The organism is Actinoallomurus liliacearum, assembly GCF_039542035.1.
Classification (GTDB): domain Bacteria; phylum Actinomycetota; class Actinomycetes; order Streptosporangiales; family Streptosporangiaceae; genus Actinoallomurus; species Actinoallomurus liliacearum.
In genome coordinates this window covers 97,163-110,938 of record NZ_BAABHJ010000016.1, presented here as the reverse complement: position 1 = coordinate 110,938, position 13,776 = coordinate 97,163, and the positions used below count along the sequence as shown (strand labels likewise).

Below are 13,776 nucleotides of genomic sequence, written 5' to 3'. Positions count from 1 at the left end.
CTGGAAAGCTGAACGATTGAGGGGCACGGCGCCGCGCACGACCACTTTTCCGTCCAAATGCTCCCTTGGAGTCGTCCGATATGTCAGTCGCAATCTCCGCGACTCTCGCCGCCAACGAAGCGCTCGACCACCGCCGACGGGCCGGTCTGCCAGTTCTTCCCCTGGCCTTCGGGGAGGCCGGGCTGAACGTCCACCCCGGGCTCGAACGCCGGCTCGGCGCGGCGGCCGGGCGCGGCGCCTACGGCCCCGTCGCGGGCAGCGCCACCCTGCGGGACGCCGCCGCGGGGTACTGGCGCCGCCGGGGGCTGCCCGCCGATCCGGACCTCGTCGTGGCCGGACCCGGCAGCAAGCCCCTCTTGTACGCCCTCCTGCTGGCGATCGGCGGAAGCGTCGTCGTCCCCCAGCCGAGCTGGGTCAGCTACGCCGCCCAGACCCGCCTGATGGGCGCCGAGCCGATCTTCGTCCCCACCCGCCCCGGCAAGGGAGGCGTTCCCGACCCCGAGCTCCTGACCGGCGCGGTGTCCCGGGCGAGGGCCGCCGGTCACGCCGTCCGCAGCGTCGTTCTCACGCTCCCCGACAACCCGACGGGCACACTCGCCCCGGAGGACACCGTCCGCCGGCTCTGCGAGGTCGCCCGCGAGCTGGACCTCGTGATCATCGCCGACGAGATCTACCGGGACCTGGTGTTCGACCAGCGCGCCGACTTCCCGTCGCCGGCGCGGTTCGCGCCGGAGCGCACGGTGACGACCACGGCGCTGAGCAAGAGCCTGGCGCTCGGGGGCTGGCGGATCGGCGTGGCCCGGCTGCCCGAGGAACTGCGCGGCCTGCGCGACCGGCTCGCCGGGGTGGCCAGCGAGATCTGGTCGAGCGCGTCCGGCCCCGTCCAGGAGGCGGCGGCCTACGCCTTCGGCGAGCCGGCCGAGATCGCCGACCGGGTCACGGCGAGCCGCCGCCTGCACGCGGCCGTGGCGACCGCGATGGCGGAGCGGTTCGCCGAGGCCGGAGCGCGCGTGGTTGCCCCGCAGGGCGGGTTCTACTCCTATCCGGAGTTCGCCGGGCCGGTCGGCGACCACCTGCGCGAGCGGTTCGGGATCGAGACCTCCGCCGACCTGGCGGACCTCCTCCTCGAGGAGCACGGCGTCGGCGTGCTGCCCGGCAGCGCGTTCGGCGACCCGCCCGAGGCCTTGCGGCTCCGGGTGGCGAGCAGCCTGCTGTACGGCGACACTCCCGAACAGCGCGACGCCGCTCTCGCCGCGCCCGACCCGCTCACCCTGCCCTGGATCGCGGCCGCCCTGGACCGTGCCACCGAAGTGCTGACGGAGCTGACCGCCCGCGTCCGCGAGGCGGTCCCCGCGTCCGTCTGAGCCCCGCTCAGGGTCGCCGGGTCCACGCGCCCCGGCGACCCCTCCCACGCGCGGCAACGGATCAGGGAGACCGCCGACGGCGACTGAGGGCGGTCGACCGCCGCCCTGGAGGCCACCGGCGACTCAGGACGGTCGGGCACCGCCCGGCCCGTCAGGGGCGGCGGCGCAGGAGGGCGAGGAACATCGCGTCGGTGCCGTGCCGGTGCGGCCAGAACTGGGCGTACGGGCCGTCGCCCAGGCCGGACACCTCCTTGAGGTGCGCGGGCGCGTCCAGCCGCTCCACGTCGTCCCGGCCGCGCAGGACGTCGTCGACGACGACCCTGGTCTCGGCCAGGTGCGGCGAGCAGGTGACGTACGCGACCACGCCGCCGGGCCGTACGGACTCCAGCGCCGACGCGAGCAGCCGCCGCTGCAGCGGGCCGAGCTCGGCCACCGCCTCCGGGCTACGCCGCCAGCGGGCCTCCGGGCGGCGGCGCAGCGCGCCCAGGCCGGTGCACGGCGCGTCGACCAGCGCCCGGTCGAACGAACCGGGCCGCCAGGCGGGCCGGGTGCCGTCCACGACCGCCACCTCGCCCGCCGCGTCGACGCTCTTCGCGACGAGCCGGGCGCGGTGCGGCTGAACGTCGCAGGCGAGCAGGTGCGCGCCGCGCTCCCCCGCCAGCCCCGACAGCAGACCGGCCTTGCCGCCCGGTCCGGCGCACAGGTCGAGCCAGCGGCGGTCCGGGCCCTCGATCGCGACGCGGGCGAGGGCCAGGGCGACGAGCTGGCTGGCCTCGTCCTGGACCGCGGCGCGGCCCTCGGCGACCGCGGGGATGGAGCCGGGATCCCCTTCGGGGAGGTAGGCGGCGTACGGGGAGTACGCGGCGGGCTCGCCGCCGAGCTCGGCGACGACCGCGCGGCCCGGGCGGGCCACGAGGGTGACGCGGGGACGTTCGTTGTCGGCGGCCAGCAGCGCCTCGACCTCCGCCGGTCCGGCCGCGTCGCGCAGCGCGTTGACGATCCAGCGCGGATGGCTGTGCATGACCGCGAGCCGCCCGGTCTCGTCCTCGGGCGCCACGATCCCCAGCCACGTGTCGAGGTCGCGGGCGGAGACCTTGCGCAGCACCGCGTTGGCGAACTTGGCCTGGCCGGGACCGGCCACCGAACGGGCCAGGTCGACGGTCGTTCCGACGGCGGCGTGCGCGGGGATGCGGGTGCGCAGCAACTGGTGGACGCCGAGCCGCAGGACGTTCAGCAGCGGCCGGTCGACCTTGGCCACCGGCCGGTCGCTGCACACGTCGAGCACCGCGTCGTACGTGCCGCGCCCCCGCAGCGTGCCGTAGGTCAGCTCGGTCGCCAGCGCGGCGTCCCGGCCGGTCAGGCCGCGCTCGCGCAGCAGGGACGGCAGCAGCAGGTTGGCGTAGGCGTCGCGCTCGTCCACGGCCTGCAGCACGTCGAACGCGGTGCGGCGCACGGGGTCGCGCGGGCGGCGCCGCTGCGCAGGACGGTTGGGCCGGCCGCCCTGGCCGGGCGTGCGACGGGGTTGCCGGGGAGGCATCAGGTCAGCTCGTCCTCGTCGGTCGGGTGGACGCCGCGCGCCCAGGCGGCCGCGTCCATGCGCTGTTTGCCCTGCGGCTGGACCTGCCCGAGCAGCACCGGGTGGGTGCCGGTCCCGGCGAGGACCTCACGCTTGGTGACCCGCAGCCGGCCGGGCGCGAGCGGCTCCGCGTCCGGGGCGGGCCGCACCGGGCCCAGCTTGAGCCGCTCGCCGCGGAAGGTCGTCCAGCCTCCGGGCGCGGGCGTGCAGGCGCGCAGCAGCCGGTCGACGTGCAGGGCGGGCTTGGACCAGTCGACACGGGCGTCGTCCGGGGTCAGCTTGGCGGCGTACGAGACGCCGTCGACGGGCTGCGGGCGGGGCTCCAGCGCGCCGTCCTCGATGCCGTCCATCGTCGCGACGAGCAGGTGCGCGCCGGTCCCCGCCAGCCGGCCCAGCAGGTCGCCGCTGGTGTCCTCGGGCAGGATCGGCTCGGTGACGACGCCGAACACCGGCCCGGTGTCGAGGTCCGCCTCGATCTGGAACGTCGCCGCGCCGGTGATGTCGTCGCCGTGCAGCACGGCGTGCTGCACGGGCGCCGCTCCCCGCCAGGCGGGCAGCAGCGAGAAGTGCAGGTTGACCCAGCCGTGCCGCGGGATGTCCAGCGCCGAGCGCGGGATCAGCGCGCCGTACGCCACGACCGGGCAGCAGTCCGGCGCGATGTCCCGCAGCCGGTCGAGGAACTCCGGGTCCTTCACCTTCGCGGGCTTGAGCACCTCGACGCCCGCCTCGGCCGCCCGCTGCGCGACCGGGCTCGGCGTGAGCCGGCGCCCGCGCCCCGCGGGCGCGTCCGGGCGGGTGACGACCGCGACGACCTCGTGGCGGGACTCCAGCAGCGCCTCGAGGGCGGGCACCGCGGTCTCCGGTGTTCCGGCGAATACCAGGCGCACTAGCGGTCTCCGTCCGCGCTCACAGGGCCTTGCCGAACGTACGGTGCGGGGAGTCCTTCACGATGGGCTTCGGCTCGCCGAACCACTCGGCCTCCCGGATCGCCTTCATCGCGGCCTTGCGCTGCTCCGGGTCGAGCCGGTCGATGAAGATGATGCCGTCCAGGTGGTCGGTCTCGTGCTGCACGCAGCGGGCCAGCAGGTCGGTGCCCTCCAGCACGATCGGCTCGCCGTACATGTTGAAGCCCTTGGCCACGACGCCGAAGGCGCGCTTGGTCGGGAAGGCGAGGCCGGGCAGCGACAGGCAGCCCTCGTCGCCGTCCTGCTGCTCCTCGGACAGGTCGAGGGTGGGGTTGACGACGTGACCGAGCTGGTCGTCGACGTAGTAGGTGAAGACCCGCAGGCCGACGCCGAGCTGGGGCGCGGCCAGCCCCGCGCCCGGCGCGTCGAGCATCGTGTCGGACAGGTCCTTGACCAACGTCCGGAGCTCCTTGTCGAAGTCCTTGACCGGATCCGCCGGGGTCCGCAGGACCGGGTCACCGAAGAGGCGGATGGGCTTGACTGCCACGTACGGCTCCGTTCGACGTTCTGGGGCTGAAGCACCCAGTCTACGGACGAGACCCGGTGATCGATGACACCGTGAGCGAAGCCGGCGTCGTGCCCTCGAACGTCGATGCCGACGGCCCGGCCGTCATCGCCGGACCGGCAGGACGTCACGGGCGATGGCGTCCCGCTCGGCGGCCTCCCGCACCGCCGCCTCCTGTTCGGCCGCCGCGCGACGGTCGAACGCGGCACGGGCCGCGGCGATCTGACCCTGGTGGTCCTCGGTCCAGGTGACCAGCGCGCGAATGGTCGTGTGCAAGGTCGCGCCGAGCGGCGTCAGCTCGTAGTCGACGCGCGGCGGAACCGTCGGATGCACCGTGCGGCTCACCAGGCCGTCGCGCTCCAGATGACGCAGGGTGCGGGTCAGCATCCGCTGGCTGATGCCGTCGATCATGCGCCGGAGCTCGGTGAAGCGCAGGCTGCGCCGATCGAGCAGGGCGATGACGAGCAGCGACCACTTGTCGGCGATCCGGTCGAGGATCTGCCGGACCTCGCAGTCCTCACGGGTGTCCCACTGCAGAACGTCGTAGTCGCCGTCGGTATCCCCGCAGTAACCGGGGGACTTCGAAGTGCCGTCTTCCACGGTCCCCAATGGTGACCAACGATGTTGCCGGTTACAAGAGGGAACCGGCTGTCACTTCAGTAACCACGCCGGTTCCGTGGCTCTCGAGAGGAATATCCATGCCACCATCCGACGACCGCATGGACCCGCGCGCGTGGAGCGTGCTGTTCGTCCTGGCCGGCGCCATCTTCCTGGAAGGGATCGACGTGGCGATGCTCAACGTGGCGTTGCCGTCGATCCGGGCGGACCTGGGTCTGTCCACCGGGATGCTCAGCGGCGTGGTCAGCGCCTACGTGCTCGGCTACGGCGGATTCATGCTCCTGGGCGGCCGTACCGCCGACCTGCTGGGCCGCCGCCGTATGTTCCTGTGCTGGCTGACGGTCTTCCTGCTCTTCTCCGGCCTGGGCGGCCTGGCCACCACGGGCTGGGTCCTGCTCCTCACCCGGTTCGTCACCGGAGTCGCGGCCGCGTTCATGGCCCCCGCCGGCCTGGCGCTGGTGACCGCCAACTTCCCCGAGGGGCCGCGGCGCACCAGGGCCCTCGGCGTGTACGCCGGGACGGCCGCGGGCGGTTTCTCGCTGGGCCTGGTCGCCGGTGGCCTGCTGACCTCGCTCGGCTGGCGGTGGGTGTTCTTCGCCCCGGTGGCGTTGTCCGCGGTGATCCTATGCGCGGCGATCCCCCTTCTGCGCGATGACGAGCCGGACGAGCGTCCCGTACGTGGCTTCGACCTGGCCGGCGCGCTCACGGTCACCGGCGCGATGCTGTCGCTCGTCTACGGGGTGGTGCGGCTGGAGCATCCCGGGGCCGGGCTCACCGGCACGCTGACGGCCTTCGCGGGCGGACTGGTGCTCCTGGCGGTGTTCGTCGCGATCGAACGACGGTCGGCCGCGCCATTGGTCCGGCTGGGCATTCTGCGCTCGGGTCCGCTCGTCCGGGCCGACCTGGGCGCGATGCTCTTCCTCGCCTCGTTCGCCGGCTTCCAGTTCCTGGCGACCCTCTACCTCCAGGAGCTGCGCGGCTGGACCACCCTGCAGACCGGGCTGGCCATGCTGATCATCGGCGTCGACACCGTCCTGGCTCCGACCGTGACACCACGGCTGGTGAACAGGTTCGGCAACGTCCGCGTGCTGTTCGGCGGGCTGGTGCTGGCCGCCCTCGGCTACGCGCTCTTCCTGCCGGTCCGGCTGGACTGGACCTACGCGGCCATGCTCCCCACCATGGTGCTGCTCGGACTGGCGTTCTCCCTCACGTACGGCCCCCTCACCATGGCCGGCACCGAGGGCGTCGACGAGCGGGAGCACGGTCTGGCCGGCGGGCTGCTCTACACCGCGATGCAGTTCGGCACGGCGGTGGGGCTGTCCGCGGTCACCGCCGTGAACGTCGCCGCCCTCGGAACGGCGACGACGCGCGGAGGGGCGCTCGACGCCATCCGGGCCGCCCTGCTCGTCCCCGTCGCGTCGGCGGTCGTCGCCGTGGTGATCACGGCCTTCGGCCTCCGGTCCCGCACCGGCACCGGCACCGGCACCGGCACCGAAGAGATCGTGGAGGCCCGTCCGGCGCCTGCGGACGTCTCGGCCTGACCACGAACGGAGGATCGGATGACCGCCAAGGCGCCGCTTGAACGCCCCGGACCACGCGGGAGCCCGCCGGGGCCCCGGGCACGGTCAGATGAGCTCCAGCGGGTCGATCCGTACGCGGACCACCTCGGTGGTCTTGCGGGCGCTCCGGGCGGCCTGGGCGGTCTTGAGGCACCGGGCCAGCACGGCGCCGCGGGCGCGGTCCACCCGGATCAGGGCGCGCTCCTGACCGTCGCCGACCTCCACCGGCCCCAGCACCTCGGCGTCCGGCGGCAGGTCGGCGGCCTCCACCAGCTCGCGAACGGCCTGCGGCGTGCCGGTCAGGGACGCCATGCGCACGGCGGGCGGGAAGCCGAGCTCCCGGCGCTCGGCCAGCTCCCGTTCGGCGAACGTCACGGGGTCCCAGCGGAGCAGCGCCTGCACCGGGGCCAGCGCGCCGTCGGCGAGCACGACGACCGGCCCGCCGGGGCGGACAAGGCCGGCGGCGTTCGTCCACCGGCGCAGCGTCTCCTCCCCGGCCCGCAGGTCGGCGCGGCCGAGCAGCACCCAGCCGTCGAGCAGCAGCGCGGCCGCGTACCCCTCCGCGGGCGCCGGCTCCGCGCCGGGGGTGGCGACGACCAGCGCGGGCTCGGCCCCCACGGTCGCGAGCACGCCGTCCCGTCCCGAGGTGCGGATCGGCACGCCGGGGAAGGCGCGGCCCAGCTCCTCCGCGGTGCGCCGGGCGCCCACCACGACCGCCCGTACGTGCCCGCTCCCGCACTCCGGGCAGCGCCACGCCCCGGCGATGCGACCGCACCACCGGCAGTACGGCGCGGCGTGCCCCGAGGTCAGGGCCAGCGGCCCCTCGCACTCCTGGCAGCGCGCCGGTCCCCGGCAGCGGGCGCAGGCGAGGGCCGGGACGTAGCCGCGGCGCGGCACCTGGACGAGCACCGGCCCCTTCTCCAGTCCCTGCCGGGCCGCCCGGAACGCCAGGGCCGGCAGCCGCGCGGTGCGGGCGGCCTCGTCGCGGGCGAGTTCGGCGTCGTCACCGGCGGGCCGGACGTGCGGCATCGACCGCCGCAGCCGGTCCCGGTCGGGGACGAGCGGATGCGCCCAGCCCGTCTCCACGAGCTGCGTGGCGTCGGTCGTGCGCGTGTACCCGCCGATCAGCGCGCCGGCCCCGGCCCGGTGGGCGCGCAGCGCGAGCACCTCGCGGGCGTGCGGGTAGGGGGCGTGCGGCTCGGCGTGGACGTCGTCGCCGTCGTCCCAGAGCACGACGAGACCGAGGTCGCGCACCGGGGCGAACATCGCGGCGCGCGTCCCGACGACGGCGGTCACCTCGCCGCGCAGCACGGCGAGCCAGCGGCGGTAGCGCTCGGCCGGGCCGAGTTCGGCGGTGAGCGCGACATGGCGGTCCGGGCCCAGCACGGCCTCGAGGGCCGTGTCGACCCGCGCCACCTCCCGGCCGTCCGCGACCACGATGAGGACCCCGCGCCCACCGTCCAGGGTGGCCCGCGCGGCGCGGGCGACCGCGTCCGTCCAGTCGGTCCCCGGCAGGGCGGTCCACACCGCCCGAGGCGCGCGCCCCTCCCGCAGCGCGGCGAGGAACGACCGCCCCGCCCGGTAGGCGTCCCACGGCCCGGGACCGCCATCGGCCGCCCCAGCCCCCTCGGCGTCCGGCCCGACAGGCTCAGCGCCCGGGCCGGCCGCCTCGACGCCCGGCCCGGGGGCCTCAGCGGCCGAGCCGGTGTCATCAGTGACCGGATCGGGGGCCTCGGCGTCCGGCCCGGCGGTCTCGGCGTGCGCCTCCGCCTCGGCGGGCTCGGCGTCCCCGTGCCGGCCGGCCTCGCCGATCGGCGCCTCGGCGAGGTCCCGGTCCAGGTCGGTGCCGGGTTCGGCGCCACCGGCGTCCGTGCCCGCGGTCGCCCCCTCGTCCTCGTCCAGGCTGACGGTCACGGCCGCTCCGGGTCTCCGCTCCGCTTCGACGCGGGCGTGCCGGGGCGGGACGGCAAGGCGCAGGACGTCGGCGAGGGTGCCGGCGTAGCGGTCGGCCACCTCGCGGACGAGCGCGGCGATCTCAGGCGTCAGCACGGGCTCGGGGGAGATCACGCGGTCGAGGAAGGACAGCCGCCCACCGTGGTCGCTCTCCTCGACACGGTCGAGCAGGAAGCCGTCGACCAGCTGACCGGCGAACCGCACGCGTACCCGGCAGCCCGGCACCGCCTTCTCGTCGAGCTTGGCGGGGACCAGATAGTCGAACGGCCGGTCCAGGTGGGGCAGGGAGACGTCGACGGCGACCCTGGCGACCTTCAGCGTCTCCGCGGGCCGCCGTACGCCCTTCGCCGGCGCCTTCCCGGACGTCGTGCGGCCGGCGCGCGCACCCGGACCGGCGGCCGCACCCGCGTCAGGGGTGGCGGCCGTCAGGCCGTCCATCCCGGGGATCTGGGGAGTGGTCCCGAGCCCCCCGCCGTCGTTCGCCATTCCCCCGTCCTACCAGATCGCACGGACGCCGACGCCGCCGCGAACCGGCGGGAACCCCTGATCCGGAGGGTTCGTCACACCGATCATGGATTCAGCGCAGAAGACCGAGACCGTGAACCCGACGACCGATGCCGAACGGATCGACTTCGCGGATCTGTGCCGGGACCTCGACGGCATCGTGTGCGACTATCCGTACTGCGATCCCGCCTCCGTACTGCAGGTGGCGGCGTGGGATCTGCGGGACCGGACGGAGGACGGCGAACACCCGGGCCGCGACGATGCCCCCGGTCTCCTGCTCGCCCTGCACGCGGCGTCCTGGTACGCCGTGTCGGGGCGGATCGACGACCCCGCGGTCGTCGACTCGATGATCGAGGCCCTGGAGCGGGCGGCGGCCGGCTACGAGGCGGGCACCTGCCCGCACCCCGGAGGCGAGGGCCATCCCGACCTGACGGACGAGAGCCCCGACTCGATCGTGTCCTTGATCCTGCCGCTCTACGACGAGGAGGAGTGGACGGACTACTACGGGACGGACTTCGCCGATGACGCGGGAGAACGCGCCCGCTGGTCCTGTCCCGGGTTCCTCCGCGACGTCGCCGAGAGCACGCTGGCGACCCTCCGCGGAGGGCGGAATGAGCTGTTCGGTCCCCCGAACATCGACGCCCTGGAACGCGTCTATCTGAAGCCCGACGGCCGGGCCGACATCCCTCGTCTGACCCGCGACGCCGGCGACGCGGCGTACGGCGGCTCCCCCGGGCTGACGGAGAAGGCGAGCGTCCTGGCCGCCCACCGGCTGGCCCAGGGTGCCCCTGAGGAGGAGCGGCTGCCGCTGTTGCTCACCGTCGGCTTCGCCGTGCAGAACGCGACGTGGAAGGCGATCCCCCCGGAGACGGCCGAGCTCTACCACCGGGCGCTCGAGTCGGTGGATCAGGCCCCGCTCGCCGCGCCGTGCCCGCATCCCGACGGACACCCCGGAGTCGACGTGGCGGCCAGGGACTGGGCGCGACTCGCGAGGGCGCTACACGACCCGAGCGCGGAGAGGGGGATGGCGGTGGACGAGGCCGCCGTGCGATGCCCGAGATTCGCCGCCGAGCGGGCCGTCGCGCTGCTCCGCCTCACCGGTGAACACCTCACCCACGGCTGAGCGCTCCGGTCACCGGCGCGGGGCGCCGGTGACCGGGCTCGGTCCGAGATGTGCGGCGGCGACGCGTTTGGGCACGACCATGCGCCAGGCGTCCTGGACGAGTTCGCGCATCTCGTCCTCGTCGAGCGCGGCCAGGCGCACGTCGACCCAGTTGAAGCGTTGGTCGGAGAGGCGGGGCAGGCGGAACCTGTCCGGCTCTCCGGCGACGAGCGCGGCGCGCTCCTCCTTCGGGAAGGCGAAGCCCATCCACTCCTCGTCGGCGGAGAGAGCGACGTAGACGATCCGCCCGACGCGGAACTTCACACGGTCCCTGATCAGATGCTCTTCCGTACGCGGCAGCGCCGACGCGACGCGCCGCACGTCCTCGACCGTGACCATTCCCGCCCGCCTCTCCCGCACGGTCCCTAGGGTCTAACAGTCCGGCGCGGCACAGGCGAGACCGGCGTCCTCAGTGGCGTCGTCCACGCGGGTCCGGCCTGGCGGTCCCTCCGGGACGTGATGCCGTTCGAGCCGGGCGGCGACGGCCAGGGCTCGCAGCGAGTGCGACCTGACCAGATGCTGCCGGGGACCGGCGGACCGGTTCCGGCGTTCGGGGATGCTGCTGTTCACTGATGACCTCCAGGGGTGGGGAACGTCACAGCGACCGCTAAAGGGTCACATGTGCCTCTACTACCCCAGAGCGCAAGATCATTCGTGAATATTCCGATAAGTGAATGAATTACCGGTCGGGTATCAGACCGCCGTGAACGTCACCGGCAGGTGCCGCAGGCCGCGCAGGCCGCCGATGTGCCGGGGCAGCTCCTCGTACGGCACCGCGAGGGCGAGGTCGCCGAGCCGGCGCAGCACCGTCCCGATGGCGATCCGCCCCTCCAGCCGGGCCAGCGGCGCGCCGAGGCAGTAGTGGACGCCGTGCCCGAACCCCAGATGGGCGCCGGCCGGACGTCCGACGTCGAGGCGGTCCGCGTCGTCGAACTCGGCGTGGTCGCGGTCGGCGATCGCGGTCGCGATGATGACGGTCGCGCCCCGGGGAACGCGCACTCCGCCGATCTCGAGGTCCTCCGCCGCGATGCGTAGGATGCCTGGATCGACCGGTCCGTCCCAGCGCAGGAACTCCTCGACGGCGTCCGGGAGCAGACCGGGATCGTCCCGAAGGAGCTTGAGCTGACCGGGGTGGGCGAGCAGTGCCGCGATCCCGTTTCCGATCAGGTTGACCGTGGTGACATAGCCCGCGACCAGCAGCAGGAAGGCCATCGCGACCAGCTCGCCCTGGTCGAGGCGCTCGTCCCGGTCCGTGGCGATGATCAACGCGCCGAGCAGGTCGTCGGCGGGATCGCTCCGCTTCGCCGCCAGCAGCCCTTCCAGATAGGACCACATCTGCCGCCACGCCCGGTCCACCGCCGCGACGTCGGGCCGGTCGGGATGCTGGGTGAGCATGACGTTCGTCCACTCCTGGAAGCGGTCCCGGTCCGTCAGCGGCACGCCGAGCAGTTCGCTGATCACCGTGACCGGCAGGGGCAGGGCGAACTCCTCGATCAGGTCCGCCCGCCCGGCCGGCACGATCGCGTCCAGCAGCCGATCCGCGATCTCCTGCACCCGTGGCTCGAGCTGCGCCACCCGGCGGACCGTGAACGCCTGCGACACCAGACGGCGCAACCGCGTATGGTCGGGCGGATCGAGGCGGATCATGCTCCGCATCGCGCCGTCCCGCTCCGCGGCGGGCAGCATTTCCAGGAGCCGGTGGTCCGTGGCGCGGCGAAGGTCGCTGCTCAGACGAGGGTCCGTGAGCGCCTCCCGGGCATCCTCGTACCGCGTGACCAGCCAGGCCTCCAGCCCGCGGACGGTGACGACCCGGCGGACCGGGCCGCCCTCGCGGAGGCGGCGGTAGAAGGGGTACGGATCGGCGAGGAAGTCCGGATTCTCGTACGGAAAGACGATCGGCTCACTCATCCGGCCCCCCGACCCGGTCACGACGGCGGCGCGCCCAGCCGTCCGTACGTCCTGGTCTCCCCGCCCGGACCGGCTCTCAAGCTTCGGACTCATCACGGACGGTGACCGAAAGTTTCAGAGCCTCGTCTCCACCCCGGTCGCGGCGACCGTGATCGGGCCGGAGAACGTCGCGGCCGCGGCCTCGCGGACGAAGCTCCGGGCCAGAGGTGGGTGAGCATGAGGCGGGCGGCACCGGCGCCGGCGGCCTGGCGTCCCGCCGGCCGGGCCCAAGGCGTACCGAACGCTCGGCAACCGCGGCCCGGGAAGGGACCAGAACTCACATTTCACCGCCATGGCGAGGACCTCCCCGAGCATCCGGTACGGCCTCGCTCCGTGCCGGTGGACCAGCGCGTACGTCCCCCGGCCGGGAAACGGCGAGGCCGCCTCGGACGGGCGTCCGGGGCGGCCTCGTACGGAGCGGATCGGGTCAGAGACCCGCGGCCGACTTCAGGGCGTCGGCGCGGTCCGTGCGCTCCCAGGAGAAGTCCGGCTCCTCGCGGCCGAAGTGGCCGTACGCCGCGGTCTGGGAGTAGATCGGGCGCAGCAGGTCGAGGTCGCGGATGATCGCGGCCGGGCGGAGGTCGAAGACCTGGAGGACGGCCTCCTGGATCTTCTCGATCGGGAGCTTCTCGGTGCCGAAGGTCTCGATGAACAGGCCGACCGGGTGGGCCTTGCCGATGGCGTAGGCGACCTGGGCCTCGCAGCGGTCGGCGAGACCGGCGGCGACGACGTTCTTGGCGACCCAGCGCATGGCGTACGCGGCGGAGCGGTCGACCTTGGAGGGGTCCTTGCCGGAGAAGGCGCCACCGCCGTGGCGGGCCATGCCGCCGTAGGTGTCGATGATGATCTTCCGGCCGGTGAGGCCCGCGTCGCCCATCGGGCCGCCGATCTCGAAGCGGCCGGTCGGGTTGACCAGCAGGCGGTAGCCCTCGGTGTCGATGTCCAGGTCGGCGAGGATCGGGTCGACCACGTGCTCCTTGACGTCGGGGCTCAGCAGGTCGCTGAGGCTGATGTCGGGAGCGTGCTGGGAGGACACGACGACCGTGTCGAGCCGGACCGGGCGGTCGCCGTCGTACTCGATCGTGACCTGGGTCTTGCCGTCCGGGCGCAGGTAGGGCACCACGCCGCTGTTGCGGACGGCGGACAGGCGCTGGGCCAGCCGGTGCGCGAGGGTGATCGGCAGCGGCATCAGCTCGGGCGTCTCGCGGCAGGCGTAGCCGAACATCAGGCCCTGGTCGCCGGCGCCCTGCCGGTCGAGCTCGTCGGAACCCTCGCCCTCACGGGTCTCGTACGCGTCGTCGACACCCTGCGCGATGTCGGGCGACTGGGCGCCGATGGAGACGGACACGCCGCAGGAGTGACCGTCGAAGCCCTTGCTGGAGGAGTCGTAGCCGATCTCAAGGATCTTCTCCCGGATGACGCCGGGGATGTCCACGTACGTCTCGGTGGTCACCTCACCCGCGACGTGAACCTGACCGGTGGTGATCAGCGTTTCGACGGCGACGCGGCTGCGCGCGTCGTCCTTCAGCATCGCGTCGAGGACGGCGTCGCTGATCTGGTCGGCGATCTTGTCGGGGTGACCTTCCGTCACGGATTCAGAGGTGAACAGGCGACGAGACACGT

The 13,776-nt window shown here is 73.9% G+C and carries 12 protein-coding genes; 3 read left to right on the top strand and 9 right to left on the bottom strand.

Going from position 1 to position 13,776, the window contains the following annotated elements; translation table 11 throughout:
* Positions 1 to 80: 80 nt before the first annotated feature.
* Entirely contained in the window at positions 81 to 1,364 is a 1,284-nt protein-coding gene (locus tag ABD978_RS23220; protein ID WP_345358173.1) for a pyridoxal phosphate-dependent aminotransferase, read from the top strand.
* A gap of 151 nt (positions 1,365 to 1,515) precedes the next feature.
* Here ABD978_RS23220 and ABD978_RS23215 read toward each other — a convergent pair whose 3' ends face one another.
* The 4 genes from ABD978_RS23215 to ABD978_RS23200 all read right to left on the bottom strand — a co-directional run bounded on the left by ABD978_RS23215 (position 1,516) and on the right by ABD978_RS23200 (position 5,010).
* Positions 1,516 to 2,901 (bottom strand): RsmB/NOP family class I SAM-dependent RNA methyltransferase, encoded by a 1,386-nt coding sequence (locus tag ABD978_RS23215; protein ID WP_345358170.1) that lies wholly within the window; start codon positions 2,899 to 2,901, stop codon positions 1,516 to 1,518.
* Positions 2,901 to 3,827, bottom strand: a complete 927-nt coding sequence (gene fmt / locus ABD978_RS23210) for a methionyl-tRNA formyltransferase (protein ID WP_345358167.1) — start codon at positions 3,825 to 3,827, stop codon at positions 2,901 to 2,903. Before fmt ends, ABD978_RS23215 begins: the two co-directional genes overlap by 1 nt.
* 19 nt (positions 3,828 to 3,846) lie before the next feature.
* Complete coding sequence (def, locus tag ABD978_RS23205; protein ID WP_345358164.1) at positions 3,847 to 4,392, bottom strand: peptide deformylase; 546 nt, start codon at positions 4,390 to 4,392, stop codon at positions 3,847 to 3,849.
* 123 nt (positions 4,393 to 4,515) lie between these two features.
* Positions 4,516 to 5,010, bottom strand: a complete 495-nt coding sequence (locus ABD978_RS23200; RefSeq protein WP_345358161.1) for a winged helix-turn-helix transcriptional regulator — start codon at positions 5,008 to 5,010, stop codon at positions 4,516 to 4,518.
* A gap of 98 nt (positions 5,011 to 5,108) precedes the next feature.
* Between ABD978_RS23200 and ABD978_RS23195 the strand changes: the two genes are divergently transcribed.
* A complete protein-coding gene (locus ABD978_RS23195; protein WP_345358158.1) occupies positions 5,109 to 6,569 on the top strand; it encodes an MFS transporter in 1,461 nt (486 codons plus the stop codon).
* Between the two features lie 84 nt (positions 6,570 to 6,653).
* On the opposite strand, the gene ABD978_RS23190 is transcribed toward ABD978_RS23195, so the two are convergent.
* Positions 6,654 to 9,026, bottom strand: coding sequence for a primosomal protein N' (locus ABD978_RS23190; protein WP_345358156.1), 2,373 nt, complete (start codon positions 9,024 to 9,026; stop codon positions 6,654 to 6,656).
* An 85-nt stretch (positions 9,027 to 9,111) separates the two neighbouring features.
* On the opposite strand from ABD978_RS23190, the gene ABD978_RS23185 reads away from it, so the two are divergent.
* Entirely contained in the window at positions 9,112 to 10,167 is a 1,056-nt protein-coding gene (locus ABD978_RS23185) for a hypothetical protein (protein WP_345358154.1), read from the top strand.
* A gap of 9 nt (positions 10,168 to 10,176) precedes the next feature.
* Here the strand turns inward: ABD978_RS23185 and ABD978_RS23180 are convergent, their stop codons facing one another.
* From ABD978_RS23180 to metK, 4 genes are all read right to left on the bottom strand, one after another.
* Positions 10,177 to 10,566 (bottom strand): MmcQ/YjbR family DNA-binding protein, encoded by a 390-nt coding sequence (locus ABD978_RS23180; protein WP_345358151.1) that lies wholly within the window; start codon positions 10,564 to 10,566, stop codon positions 10,177 to 10,179.
* A 12-nt stretch (positions 10,567 to 10,578) separates the two neighbouring features.
* On the bottom strand, positions 10,579 to 10,776 hold the full coding sequence (locus ABD978_RS23175; protein WP_345358148.1) for a hypothetical protein: 198 nt from the start codon (positions 10,774 to 10,776) through the stop codon (positions 10,579 to 10,581).
* Between the two features lie 123 nt (positions 10,777 to 10,899).
* The gene (locus tag ABD978_RS23170; protein ID WP_345358145.1) at positions 10,900 to 12,114 is read right to left on the bottom strand and encodes a cytochrome P450 family protein; all 1,215 of its coding nucleotides are present in this window, start codon (positions 12,112 to 12,114) and stop codon (positions 10,900 to 10,902) included.
* Positions 12,115 to 12,580: 466 nt separating this feature from the next.
* Positions 12,581 to 13,774, bottom strand: a complete 1,194-nt coding sequence (gene metK, locus ABD978_RS23165; RefSeq protein ID WP_345358143.1) for a methionine adenosyltransferase — start codon at positions 13,772 to 13,774, stop codon at positions 12,581 to 12,583.
* Positions 13,775 to 13,776 lie beyond the last annotated feature (2 nt).